We start from the raw sequence: 12,953 nt of genomic DNA on the forward strand, positions 1-12,953 counted from the left end.
ATGAGCCTGCCCCCCGATCTGCAACTGGATACCCTGGCGGTGCGCGCCGGTCAGGAGCGCAGCCAGTTCAACGAGCACGCCGAGGCCCTCTATCTGACCTCCAGCTTCGTCTTCGAGAGCGCCGCCCAGGCGGCAGCGCGCTTTGCCGGGGAAGAAGAAGGCAACGTCTACTCGCGCTTCTCCAACCCCACCGTCACCGTTTTCCAGGAGCGCCTCGCCGCCCTGGAAGGGGCTGAGGGCTGCGTCGCCACCGCTTCGGGCATGGCGGCGATCCTGGCCCTGGTGATGGGGCTGCTCAAGGCCGGCGACCACATCGTTGCCTCCCAGGGGTTGTTCGGCGCAACGATCCAGCTGCTCACCAACATCCTGCCGCGCTTCGGCATCCAGACCACCCTGGTGCCCCAGACCGACGCCGCCGCCTGGGCGGCCGCCGTGCGGCCGGAAACCAAGCTGCTGTTCGCCGAGACCCCGTCCAACCCCCTTACCGAGGTGGCCGACATTCGCGCCCTGGCGCAGATCGCCCATGCCCACGGTGCTCTGCTGGCAGTGGATAACTGCTTCTGCACCCCGGTGCTGCAACGTCCCCTGGACCTGGGGGCCGACCTGGTGGTCCATTCCGCCACCAAGTACCTGGACGGCCAAGGCCGCGTTCTGGGCGGCGCCGTGTGCGGCCGCAAGGCCCTGACCGACGAGGTGCTGAAATTCCTGCGCACCGCCGGTCCGTCCCTGGCGCCGTTCAACGCCTGGGTGCTGCTCAAGGGACTGGAAACCCTGAAGATCCGCATGATGGCCCAGTCCGCCGCCGCCCTGGAGCTGGCCACCTGGCTGGAAGCCCACCCCGGCGTCGCCCGGGTGTTCTACCCCGGCCTGCCGTCCCACCCCCAGCACGCCCTGGCCATGGCCCAGCAGAAGACCGGCGGGGCCATCGTCTCCTTCGAGGTCAAGGGCGGCCGTGCCGAAGCCTGGAAGGTGGTGGACGCCTGCAAGCTGCTGTCGATTACCGCCAACCTGGGCGACACCAAGACCACCCTGACCCACCCGGCCTCCACCACCCACGGCCGCATCAGCCCGGAAGCCCGGGCCGCCGCCGGGGTCAGCGAGGGCCTGCTGCGCGTCGCCGTCGGTCTGGAAGCCGTGGCCGACCTGCAGGCCGATCTGGATCGGGGGTTGTCAGGACGCTAAGGGCTGGCAGCCGCGCCGCGGCCGGAGTGCTGGGTACGCACTGCGGGTCTGGCCTGGCGCCCCTCCCGTTCGACCGCACCGCCTGACCCCCAACGATCACGCCGCCTTCGGGCGGCGTGATCGTTGGGGCCCGAGCCTCCTGGCGTGGAGTGAAAACGGGGCCGATCGCCGTGCCGTGGAGCAGAGTGGGGAAGGGGCTGGCAGGGGAACGTGTTACACTCGTCCTCCCTGATTGGCCCCGCGGCACCGCCGTGGATCGCCAGCCTTTCCGGGCCGTGTACCAGTCTGACGGCCCGTCCCGACGAGCGATGTCGCTCTCCCGGTAGTTTTCTCCCTCCCTGACGAGCTTCCCCAGACTGACCTGCCGTTTCTCAACGCGCAGGTGGTGGGCTCCCGGAGCACTATTCCATGCAGTTTACCGACCTGGGCCTGGCGGCCCCGATCCTGCGCGCCATCGAGGCCCAGGGCTACACCACGCCCACCCCCATCCAGCAGCAGGCCATTCCCGTGGTGCTGGCCGGCCGGGACCTGATGGCCTGCGCCCAGACCGGCACCGGCAAGACCGCCGGCTTCACCCTGCCGATCCTGCACCTCCTGAGCCAGAAGCTCGGCGCCGCCGAGAAGAGCCCCCTGTCCAAGAGCCTCAAGCGCCCCCGCGCCCTGATCCTCACCCCGACCCGGGAGTTGGCCGCCCAGGTGGAAGAGAGCGTGCGCACTTACGGCGCCCACCTGCCCCTCAAATCCCTGGCCATGTTCGGCGGCGTCGGCATGAACCCGCAGATCCAAGCCCTGCGCAACGGCATCGACATCCTGGTGGCCTGCCCGGGTCGCCTGCTCGACCACGTGCAGCAGCGCACCGTGGACCTGTCCGGCGTCGAAATCCTGGTGCTCGACGAAGCCGACCGCATGCTCGACATGGGCTTCATCCGCGACATCCGCAAGATCATGGCCCTGCTGCCCCCTGCCGGCACCCGTCAGAACCTGCTGTTCTCGGCCACTTTCTCCGACGAGATCAAGGAGCTGGCCCGGGGCTTCCTGCACAACCCGGAATCGGTGGAGGTGGTGCGCCGCAACACCCCGGCCGAAGCCGTGGCCCAGACCGTCATTCCGGTGGACAAGGACCGCAAGAAGGACGCCCTCTTGCACCTGTTCGAGAACCGGGGTTGGCACCAGGTGCTGGTGTTCACCCGCACCAAGCACGGCGCCGACGCCCTGGCCCGGCGCCTCGACAAGGAAGGCATCAAGTCCGCCGCCATCCACGGCAACAAGACCCAGGGCGCCCGCACTCGGGCCCTGGCCGAATTCAAGTCCGGCAAGCTGGTGGCCCTGGTGGCCACCGACATCGCTGCCCGGGGCATCGACATCGACCAGCTGCCCTACGTGGTGAACTACGAGCTGCCCAACGTCCCCGAGGACTACGTGCACCGCATCGGTCGCACCGGCCGGGCCGGTGCGGAAGGGGAAGCCTATTCCCTGGTCTGTGCCGACGAGCGCACCTATTTGCGCGACATCGAGCGCCTGATCAAGCGCGACCTGGAACGGCTGGTGCTGCCCGGCTTCGAGCCCACCGAAGGCCCGTCCAGCGCACCCGCCAACCCGCAGCGCCAGGGCCGGGGCGGCCAGCCCGGCGGCCGCGGCAACGGCGGTGGTAATGGTGGCAACGGCGGCCGTGGCGCCCCGCGGGGCCAGGCCCCGCAACGTGCTTCGGGCAATGGCCGCCAGGAACAAGGCGGGGCGCGGCGTTCCGAAGGGGGCGGCCCGCGCGCCAATGCTGGCGCGCCTTCCCAGGGACGAGGTCAAGCCAATCCCAACGGCCACGCTGGCGCACCGCGCCGCGAGGCCCGTCCGGACGATGGCCGCAGCCGCGCCGGCACCCCGGCGGAACCCCGGGGCGAACGCCATCCCGAGCGCAGCCACGACCAGCACCCGGAACGGCGCGGCGGCAACGGCGGCCGGGCAGCCCTGCTCGGCGGCGGTCCGGGCCACCGCAACGGCAGCCGGGGGCGCTGAGCGGTTGCAGCCGACTTGATTGCCGCGCCGGCTTCGGCGCTATAATCGACGCCACTGCATAAGGGCGGGAAGACGCGAGTCTTCCCGCCCTTTTGTTGGTCCCGAGATTCGTGTTTCGTGAATGAATCGCCCCGGAACTGGTAGACACCTCTGAGCCTTAAACTTAAGGCTCATAGGGAGGTGTCATGAGCAGCAAGCGCTACACAGAAGAATTCAAGGTTGAGGCGGTCAAGCAGGTCACTGAGCGGGGCCATCCGGTGGTCGAGGTGGCGAGCCGGATCGGAGTGTCACAGCACAGCCTGTATGCGTGGCTCAAGCAATACAGCCTGCCGGCAGAAGCTCCGCAAGAGCAGCAGAGTCAGTCTGCCGAAATCCGGCACCTGAAAGCCGAACTGAAACGGGTCACCGAGGAGCGCGACATCCTAAAACAGGCCGCGGCGTACTTTCCCAAGGAGTCCTGGTAAGGTACGCGTTCATCCAGAGTCAGGAAGCCACGCACTCGGTGCGGTGCCTTTGCCAGATGATGGCGGTCCATCCCAGCGGCTACTACGCCTGGCGGGCTGAGCCTCTATCCCGGCGGCAGAAGGATGACCAACGCGTCGGCGGTCTCATCAAGCAGTCCTGGCTGGAGAGCCGGCGGCGTTTATGGCTACCGGAAGATTGCCCAGGACCTGCGGGACCTGGGCGAACGCTGCGGCAAGCACCGGGTCTATCGCCTGATGAAGCAGGAAGGACTGCGTTCGCAGACCGGCTATAGGCGGCGGACAGGCAAGCATGACAGACCTTCCGCCGTGGCGCCCAATCGGCTAGAGCAGCAGTTCAAGGTGCAGGCCCCCAACCAAGTCTGGGTCACCGACATCACCTACATCCGAACCTACGAGGGTTGGCTTTATCTTGCCGTGGTCCTGGACCCGTTCTCCCGCCAAGTCATCGGCTGGTCCATGCAGTCCCGGATGGAGGCTGGGCTGGCCATTGATGCCTTGCTGATGGCGGTCTGGCGGCGCCAACCCAAAGGCGAGGTCACCATCCACTCAGACCAAGGGAGCCAGTTCAGCCGCTTGGAGTGGCGGTCCTTCCTGAAAGCCCACAACCTGGTGGCCAGCATGAGCCGACGGGGCAACTGCGACGACAATGCCGTGGCCGAGAGCTTCTTCCAGCTCCTCAAACGGGAGCGGATACGCCGGAAAATCTACACGAATCGGGAATACGCCCGGCGGGACATCTTTGACTACATCGAGCTTTTTTATAACCCAAAACGTCGCCATGGCCACGCCAATGGCCTGGCTCCAGTAGAGTTCGAGAAGCAGTATTTCAGCAAGCTCGGGAGTGTCTACTAAAGCCGGGGCGATTTCAGTCCATTTGGCGCCATGGTGTTCAGAAACGCCCACTGATGCTGAAGTTTAACGATTGTGACGTGGTCACCGCATTGGCGGCGTTGTGGGTGTATAGCAACATTATGGACAGGCCATTCTTTAGCAGCAGACGTCCGCCCAGCGTCAACAACCATTGCTTGCTTTCTTGCACACCGTCGCTGAAGCTGTAGATCGGGCTGGACAGGCGGGGGTCGGCATAGGTCATCGTGGCCTCGCCTGCGCCCTGCAGATTGCGCTGGTAGGCCACACGTGCCTGCGGCGTCAGTAGGCCGACCGGTACAGCTATGTCGAACTGGCCGCGCAGGCCGAGGTAGGCGGTATCGTTGCGCACGGACTGACTGAAGTAAGTGAGAGCCCCGGGGCCGCCGCTTTCGGTGTAACGGCCGAGCGTGGCGCGCGCCAGATCTAGCCGCACGTAGGGGGCGACCAGCCAGTCCTTGCCGCGCCACTCATAACCCACGGTCGTCGAGCCAAATACCTGATGGCCCTTGCGCGAGCCAGATGCGACCACACCCGTATCGGTGATGCGCCGTGTCAGATCGAAGTGCAGTGCGCCATAGCCGGCCAGTACATCGATGTACAGGTGGTCGAGCGGTCGCACACTGGCATAGGCCACTCCCATGATGCCCTGGCCGTTGCTGCTGGCGCTGTCGTCATCGGCAAGATAGGTGTTGCGGCTGTAGCCTGCGCCCAGGCCGGCGGTGATCATGCGACTGAAGCGATAGTCGCCGCCGAAGCTCACGCCCGACGTGGATAGGCGCGAACCACTCTGGACGGCGCTGCCCTTCTGACTGGCCAGGTCGAGTACGCCACTGATCCACCAGGCGATGTCGCGGCGGACGCTGGCGCCGGTCGCCTGCGGCAGATCGGGCATTTTGTCATTCTGTCCGCTGGTGGCTGTCGGCGCGCTGGACGCGCCCAGCGCCGTCTTACGCAGGCCGGCGCGCAGGTAGGCCAGTTCACTGCCCTGGTAGCTCACGATATCGCCAACGTGCGCCCAGGTAGTGGGCTCGCGAAGTGGATCGTTAGTCTGGCCGAAGCTCAGGCCGAATGAGGACTGCGCACCGCTATCACCGTGCAGGCTCTCCAACCGCTGCGTGAAGTTAGCCAGATGCGCCGTCGCGAAGCGCTGCACCGCTTGGTTTTGCGCGCGGACGATGGACCTGACGGCGGCGTTTTGGGCTGGATCGGCCAGGGCCGCATAGGTAAAGCCGGCGGTGACCGTGGCCGTGCCGCTGGCGGCGACCACCACGATGTCCACCGAGCCTGGAGCATGGGCGCTGGTGATGACCACCAGTTCGGTATCACTGTTGGAGATGATGCGGGCGGCTGCACCACCGAAGCTCACCGAGCTCGCGCCGGCTAGGCGTGCTCCGCTGATGGTCACGCGGGTATTGCCCAGCGCACTGCCGGTGGCTGGCGAGACGCTACCGGCCGTCGGTCGGATACTGGCCACCGAGACGCTCACGCTGCTCGAGATGAGACTGTTGTTGCTGCTGTCGCCGTTGTAGACGGCCGACAAGTTATGGCTGCCGACTGCCAGCGTGGACAGCGTGAGGCTGGCGCTCGGCCCCGATAGCGGGACGGTACCCAGTGTGCTGGCTCCGTCCATGAAGCTCACGGTACCGGTGGGCGAGGCGCCACCCGCCAGGGTTGCGGTCAGCGTCAATGGGGCCTGTTCGTTGAGGGTGGCTGCTGAACTCGCTAGGGATAAGGTTGGCGTCGCCTTTCCCATGCTGACCGTCACTGCTGCGGAGGTGGCCGCTGTGTTATTGCTGTCGCCGCTGTACTGGGCGCTGATGTTGTGGCTGCCGATGGCCAGGGTGGAGGTGCTGAAGCTAGCCGTGCCGGAGGCCACAGCGACCGTAGCTAGGGTGGCTCCCCCATCGCGAAAGATGACGGTGCCGCTGGGGGTGCTGCCGGTGATGGTGGCGGTGAGCGTCACGTTGCTGCCTAGGCTGGCGCTGGTTGGCGACGCACTCAGGGCCACAGCCGCGGCGACCTTGCCGACGGTGACGGTCACGGCGCTGCTGTTGGAAGCGGCGTTGTAGGTGTCGCCTGAATAGTTAGCGGTGATTGTATGGGTGCCGCTGGGGAGCGTGTTGATGGCAAGCGATGCCGAGCCACCCGAGATGCTGGCCGTGCCGAGTGTGGTGCCGCCGTCCATGAAGGTCACCGTTCCCGTGGCGGAGGCACCTCCTGTGAGCGTGGCGCTCAGGGTAACCATGGTGCCGTAAGTCACTGAGGTGGAAGAGGTCGACAGCACAAGTGAGGGTGTCAATTGCGTGATCGCGACGGTGGCGATGGACGAAGTAACGGCGGCATTGATGCTGTCGCCGCTGTATTCAGCGCTCAGGCTGTGCGTACCAATGGTCAGGGTGTTGGTGGTGAAAGTGGCGGTGCCACCGGAAACGCCGATCGTGCCCAGCGTGGTGCTGCCATCCTTGAAAGTGACGGTGCCGCCGGGCGCCGCGCCGCTCACGCTGGCAGTGAGCGTGATCGTGCTGCCGTAGGCGGCGCTGGCGCTCGAAGGATTGAGTACCACGGTCGGCGTTAGTTTCGTCACGACCAGTGTCGTCGATGGCGAAGTCGCACTGTTGTTGTAACTGTCACCGGCAAACACGGCACTGATTGAGTGGCTACCCACCGATAGTCCCGAGAGGACGTAGCTCGCACTGTTGCCAGATAGCGTTGCAGACCCCAATGTGATCCCGCCATCCTTGAAGGTGACGTTACCGGTGGCGGAGAGACTGCCGCTGAGCGTGGCCGTTACGACCGGCATAGCACCGTAGACGACTGAACTGTCCGACGTGCTGACCGAGAGCGTAGGGCTGTTGAGGGCGATGATCAGCGAGGATGCCGAGGAAGTGGCCGCGGCGTTGCTGCTGTCCCCCGAATAGATCGCTGTGATGGTATGCGTACCGACCGACAGATTGTTGATGGAGAAGGTGGCCGCGCCGCCGGACAGTGTACTGGTCCCGATGGTGCTTGTGCCATCCTTAAACGTGACGCTGCCGGTGGGGGAATAGCCGTTGCTGACCGATGCCGTAAAGGTGACGTTGCTGCCGTAGGTCGTCGACGAAGTGGAGTTTGTCAGCGTGATGGTGGGTGTGGCCGAGGCGACCGTGACGGTCAGCGGAGACGAGGTAGTGCCATCGCCATTGAAGACTGCCGTCAGCGAGTGGGTACCAGGTGCCAGGCTGCTGATGGACAGGCTGGCGCGGTAAGAGGAGATGCTGATCGTGCCCAAGTTCGTGGAACCGTCCTTGAAGGTCACCGTGCCGCTACCGGAAAAGGTTCCTGCCAGGTTGGCGGTCAGCGTCACGGCATCGCCATATGATGGGCTAGCCGATGAACTGCTCAAGGAGATGGAGGTCGGCGTGGCTGCTACTGCCGTGACGGACCACTTTTCGGATCCCAGCACATTATTGCTACTGTCGTAGGAGGTGATTGTCAGAGTAGAGGTTCCGGCCTTTGTAGGCGTTCCTGATATGACTACATCGTAAATATTTCCTCCTGAGTCCGTTGTAAGTCCATTATCCCAATTCTCATAGGAGTAGTCCTGCATGTAGCAGTTACTGCAGCTCGGCGTGATGGTGGCGCTGTAGGCAACGCCAATCGTCGCGTTGGGCAACGCTGTTACCGTCTGGGCCTTGGCCTCTTGCAGGCATCCAAGCAGCAGAAATAGGATGGCGACTATCCATAAAAATTCCGGCTGCTGGTAAATTCTTCGTCGGGTTTGAATTTGCTCGGCCGGTGTAGACGGGCGGTCCGATACTACGTCTTTTTCGAGACTCATTTTTCTAATTTCTGGCAACGCCGCCGTCAGTTCCAAGCGAGAGCAGGAGTCTCGTTCCCGGCGCAAAGACGAGTGGGCGCCCGGCTGCCATGACGGCAGGGCATGAATGCATTCGTTGCTTGAGCAAATGGGCGAAGAGGGGGCTGAGGAGGAAGAGGCAATGATGGCTTGCGATACGCATGCGCATTACCCTGTCAGCGCGAATGCGAGGCGAATATACTTAAAATGGGTGCAGAAAAAAATAGTACAAATGGAGTAGGTAGGAGCGGAGTTGCATTGCCTGGGCTGGTGCCTGGCGAAGCGCTACAGCCCCAAAATGCACGCGGTTCTATCAGACTTTTTCGACCCTGGATGGTAGGTGCGATTCTGTGATCCAAAGGCTTATCCATTCCGAAGTGGCACGGTTATAGTTTTAGGTACAGCCTTTCCCAGCGTTTCCACCGTTCCGCCCTGCCGCAAACGATCATGGCTCCCAGGCAACCCGCGCACCCCCAGTACGCTGCACAACGCGCCATCCCCACCGAGGACGGCCGGGTCTTCTACGACATGGCCGACCGCGACAATCCCTGTGCCGGTTGCGGCGCCTGCTGCCGGCACTACCGGGTGTCGTTCTACCAGGGCGAAACCGACGATTACCCGGGGGGCCAGGTGCCCGCCACCCTGACGGTGCCGGTCACCCCGTTCCGGGTCGCCATGCGCGGCACCGAAACCGGGGGCGGGCCCTGCGTCGCCTATGGCGCAGACGGCCGCTGTGGCATCTACGCCCAGCGCCCCTCGCCGTGCCGCGAGTTTCCGGCGTTCCTGGACGACGGTTCCTGGAATCCGGAATGCCTGCGCCTACGTGCCCTGCTCGGCATTCCCCTGCCGGCGGAGGAGCAAGAGAGCACCGCGACGCCTGCTGGCGTTGTGGCCGCGTCCGACCCGGAGCCAGTGCATCTGCCAATGGTCGAGCTGCCGCCCCGGCGTGCGGCTGCTCCGTCCGACACGTCCCGGGACGTTGCTTCCAGCGCCCAAATCCTGCCCTGGCCGGGTGCTGCGCTCACCACTACGCCGGATTCCCCTGACTCCCCGGGTTCCCCGGACGAGGAGCCGCCCAATAGTCCTCCCCTGGCGGCCTGAATTCCTCCCCGGCGGGGGAGCGCACGCGCCAGCAATGGCGGAAGGGGGCGCAGGGGCGCGGCTGCCGCGCCTCCTGACTGCCGTGCTTCCGGGCGCTAAGGTGTTACCTTCCAGGCACGTTATCCGATGCCCGGCCCACCCTTCCTGAGATTTCCTGCCATGACCGTTGCCGCCCCTTCCCACCCTGTCGCCACGGATGCCCTGGTGGCGGCCCTGTGCCAGGCCCGTCGTAGCAACCAGACCGTGACGGCGGCGCCCCTGGCCGCCACCCTGGCCGATCTGGCACAGGCTTACCGGGTCCAGGACGAGGTGGCGCGGCAGCTCGGCTGGTGGCAGACGCGGGCCGCCGTCGCCCACTGGAAGGCCGGCGGGCCAAACACCGCCACGCCGCCCAGCTACGCCCCCCTGCCGCCCGCCGGGGTCTGGCAGGCCCGTGCCGGGGCCGCGGCAGACGCGACCGGCCAGGGCTTCCATCTGATCGGTGTCGAGGCCGAACTAGCGTTCCGTCTCGGCCGCCCGGTGAGCGCGGCCGAGGCCGCCGCCCTCGATGCCAGCGCGGACCTGGGCGGCTTGCTCGACGGCCTGTGCGTCTCCATCGAACTGGTGGATTCCCGCTGGCAGGAAGCCCTGGCCGCGCCCGACCTGCTCAAGGCCGCCGACCTGCTTTGCCACGGCGGCCTGGTGCTGGGCGAATGGCAGCCCTACCAGCCCTGGTCGGGTCATGACTGGGCGGCCCAGAGGTGCGCCCTGGAGGTGGATGGGCGCGTGGTGGCGGAAGGGGCGGGCGGCCATCCCTGCGGCTCGCCGACCTGGGTGATTGCCCACTGGCTGCGCCACGCCACCGCCGGCGGCGCCACCCTGGCCAAGGGCAGCGTGGTCACCACCGGCGCCTGGCTGGGGGTGCATTGGGCCGCGCCGGGGCAAACCCTGACGGTGCGCTTCGACGGCATCGGCACGGTGAGCGTGCGGGTCTGATCGACGGGCACGCCAGTGCCCGCCGTCCGGTGGATCGGGCGAGGTTGCTTCGCCGGACGATAGATCAGAAAAACTGATGCAATCGGCCGGTGGAAAAGTAAAGGTCCGCGCCAGTCTTTGCGTTCGGCGATGGGCCGGTCGGAATGCTTCAAGAAAATTAAAGCATTGGGGCCGCCCCGAAACATCAGGACACTGCGGCGGGCGGGCGCATTCCGTTGTCCGGGGGGGACGTGCCGGGTCGGGCAAGGGCGGCGTGACGGTGCGTGGGACAGCGTTGTCGCCGCGACGCCAGCGCGGGGTCTTGCGCCAGCAATGCTCCCGGCAATGTCAGCGGCCTGCGCTCGGGTCTGGGTGGCGTGGGGTGAAAAGGGCGAAGCGGCACCTGGGCGGGGCCGCTGCGGCGCTAGTGCCGATGCCGGCCGTGCCGCCGTGGCCATGCCCGCCACCGCCGCTTTCTGCTCTCCGCCCTCGGCTTTTACTCCGCCCGCCGGATCACCGACAGGATCTGGTCGCCGTAGCGGTCGATCTTGGCTGCGCCGACCCCGGGCACCTGGGCCAGGTGGCCCCGGGAGGTGGGGCGCATCTCGGCGATTTCGCGCAGGGTCTTGTCGTGGAAGATGACGTAGGCCGGCACGCCCTGTTCCTTGGCCGCCTCGAAGCGCCACTGGCGCAACTGCTCGAACAGGGGCGCGGCTTCCGGCGACAGGTCCTGGCTGGCCTTGAGGCGCGAGCCGCTGCCGCTGGAGCTGGACTTGGCGCGCACCGTGGCGCGGCGCATCTCCACCGTCCGCTCGCCCTTCAACACCGGCCGGGCAGCCTCGGTGAGCTTTAGGGCGCCGTGTTCTGCCAGCTCGGCGCGCAGGTAGCCGCCGGCCACCAGCTGGCGGGCCACCGACTTCCAGACAGCCTCGTCCAGGTCCTTGCCGACGCCGAAGGTGGGCAGCTGGTCGTGGCCGTATTCCTTGATCTTGGGGTTGGCCTTGCCCCGCACCACGTCGATCAGGTGGGTGGCGCCGAAGCGCTGGCCGGTGCGGTAGGCGGCCGAGAGCAGCTTGCGCGCCGCGTCGGTGCCGTCCCACAGGGTGGGCGGATCGAGGCACACGTCGCAGTTGCCGCAGGGCTGGCTCGCCTCGCCGAAGTAGTCGAGCAGCACCACCCGGCGGCAGCGCGGCGTTTCGCAGTAGGCGAGCAGGGCGTTGAGCTTCTGGGCCTCCAGGCGCTTCTGCTCCTCGGGGGCGGTGGAATCGTCGATGCGCGAACGTTGCAGCACCACGTCCTGCAAGCCGTAGGTCATCCAGGCCTCGGCGGGCTCGCCGTCGCGGCCGGCCCGGCCGGTTTCCTGGTAGTAGGCCTCCAGGCTCTTGGGCAGGTCCAGGTGGGCGACGAAGCGCACGTCGGGTTTGTCGATGCCCATGCCGAAGGCGATGGTGGCGACCATGATCAGCCCGTCCTCGCGCAGGAAGCGGCGCTGGTTGGCGGCGCGCACCTCGGTGCCCAGGCCGGCGTGGTAGGGCAGGGCGGCAAAGCCTTCGCCACTCAGCCACTCGGCGGTTTCCTCGACCTTCTTGCGCGACAGGCAGTAAATGATGCCGGCCTCGACGCCGTACTCCTTGCGCCGTCCGCTGAGGAAGGCGAGCAACTGGCGCTTGGGCGTGTCCTTTTCCACCACCGTGTAGCGGATGTTGGGCCGGTCGAAGCTGGAGACGAACACCCGGGCCTCGCCGAGGCCCAGGCGGGCGATCATCTCGTCCCGGGTGGCGTGGTCGGCGGTAGCGGTGAGGGCGATGCGCGGCACCGCCGGGTAGCGCTCGTGCAGGGCCGAGAGCTGCAGGTATTCGGGACGGAAGTCGTGGCCCCACTGGCTGACGCAGTGGGCCTCGTCGATGGCGAACAGGGCCAGCTTGCCGGTCTCCTCCAACCGGTCGAGCAGGCTCCAGGAGCGGTCGGTCATCAACCGTTCCGGGGCGATGTAGAGCATGTCCAGCTCGCCAGTGAACAGCTGCCGCTCGATCTGCTGCACCGTGGAAAAATCCAGGGTCGAGTTCAGGTAGGCGGCCTTCACCCCCGCCTGGGTGAGGGTCTCCACCTGGTCTTGCATCAGGGCGATCAGGGGCGAGATGACGATGCCGACGCCGTGGCGCAGCAGGGCCGGAATCTGGTAGCACAGGGACTTGCCGCCGCCGGTGGGCATCAGCACCAGCGCGTCGCCGCCGCCGGCCACGTGGCTGACGATCTCGCCCTGGCGGCCGCGGAAGGCCGGGTAGCCGAAGATGTGCTGGAGCACATGCAGGGCCTGGTCGGCCAGGGCGCCGCTGGCGGGAGTGGAAACGTCGAGGGCGGGGGGAGCGTCGGAGACGTCGGAAACGTCGGAAACGTCAGAAATGGCGGCAGACACGGGAAGGGGACGTTGGCGGAAAAACGGCGGAAAGCAGGACAGGTCGGCGGACCGGGCCGGCGGGCGGGTCCGGTGGCGGCACCCGTTGGCCCCAGGCGGC

General features: G+C 66.4%; 6 protein-coding genes and 1 pseudogene. 5 read left to right on the top strand and 2 right to left on the bottom strand.

Annotated features, from left to right (window positions below):
* From OTERR_RS05300 to OTERR_RS05310, 3 genes and pseudogenes are all read left to right on the top strand, one after another.
* Nucleotides 1–1,182: an O-succinylhomoserine sulfhydrylase gene (locus OTERR_RS05300; RefSeq protein WP_149425073.1), complete on the top strand. Its 1,182-nt coding sequence runs from the start codon at nucleotides 1–3 to the stop codon at nucleotides 1,180–1,182.
* 408 nt (nucleotides 1,183–1,590) lie between these two features.
* Nucleotides 1,591–3,192, top strand: coding sequence for a DEAD/DEAH box helicase (locus OTERR_RS05305; RefSeq protein WP_149425074.1), 1,602 nt, complete (start codon nucleotides 1,591–1,593; stop codon nucleotides 3,190–3,192).
* A 185-nt stretch (nucleotides 3,193–3,377) separates the two neighbouring features.
* A pseudogene (locus tag OTERR_RS05310) lies at nucleotides 3,378–4,529 on the top strand (IS3 family transposase).
* 37 nt (nucleotides 4,530–4,566) lie between these two features.
* Here OTERR_RS05310 and OTERR_RS05315 read toward each other — a convergent pair.
* A complete protein-coding gene (locus OTERR_RS05315) occupies nucleotides 4,567–8,364 on the bottom strand; it encodes an Ig-like domain repeat protein (RefSeq protein WP_149425075.1) in 3,798 nt (1,265 codons plus the stop codon).
* A 465-nt stretch (nucleotides 8,365–8,829) separates the two neighbouring features.
* On the opposite strand from OTERR_RS05315, the gene OTERR_RS05320 reads away from it, so the two are divergent.
* Complete coding sequence (locus OTERR_RS05320; protein WP_149425076.1) at nucleotides 8,830–9,483, top strand: YkgJ family cysteine cluster protein; 654 nt, start codon at nucleotides 8,830–8,832, stop codon at nucleotides 9,481–9,483.
* 159 nt (nucleotides 9,484–9,642) lie between these two features.
* Nucleotides 9,643–10,458 (top strand): fumarylacetoacetate hydrolase family protein, encoded by an 816-nt coding sequence (locus OTERR_RS05325; protein WP_149425077.1) that lies wholly within the window; start codon nucleotides 9,643–9,645, stop codon nucleotides 10,456–10,458.
* A 475-nt stretch (nucleotides 10,459–10,933) separates the two neighbouring features.
* Here the strand turns inward: OTERR_RS05325 and recQ are convergent, their stop codons facing one another.
* Entirely contained in the window at nucleotides 10,934–12,853 is a 1,920-nt protein-coding gene (recQ, locus tag OTERR_RS05330) for a DNA helicase RecQ (protein ID WP_425466026.1), read from the bottom strand.
* Between the last annotated feature and the right edge of the window lie 100 nt (nucleotides 12,854–12,953).

It is taken from the genome of Oryzomicrobium terrae, from assembly GCF_008274805.1.
GTDB lineage: Bacteria > Pseudomonadota > Gammaproteobacteria > Burkholderiales > Rhodocyclaceae > Oryzomicrobium > Oryzomicrobium terrae.